This is a genomic window from Psychrobacter sp. (genome assembly GCF_036731945.1).
Taxonomy (GTDB): domain Bacteria; phylum Pseudomonadota; class Gammaproteobacteria; order Pseudomonadales; family Moraxellaceae; genus Psychrobacter.
The window spans coordinates 41,235-41,476 of the sequence record NZ_DAINDI010000025.1; the positions used below are offsets into that span (position 1 = coordinate 41,235).

The window sequence follows — 242 nt, forward strand, 5'->3', positions numbered from 1 at the left end:
CGATTGAGCATTTTGATTTGGCGACTATCATGCGGACGCTCGCAGAGGATAGCGATTACGATAAGCGCCGCCAGCAAATTATCGAAGCAAATAAAAAGGCTGAAGCTGAAGGCAATGATAAACGCTGGGGTCTAGCGTTAACGCCAGTGAAATTCGGTATCTCATTTACCGTGCAAACCCTCAATCAAGCTGGCGCTTTAGTGCTTATTTATACCGATGGCACGATTCAAGTCAATCATGGC

1 protein-coding gene is annotated in these 242 nt (G+C 46.3%); it reads left to right on the forward strand.

What is annotated here, in order from left to right; all coding sequences use genetic code 11:
- On the forward strand, positions 1 to 242 hold a 242-nt coding region (locus tag V7D75_RS06985; RefSeq protein ID WP_333613974.1), incomplete at both ends, for a molybdopterin cofactor-binding domain-containing protein.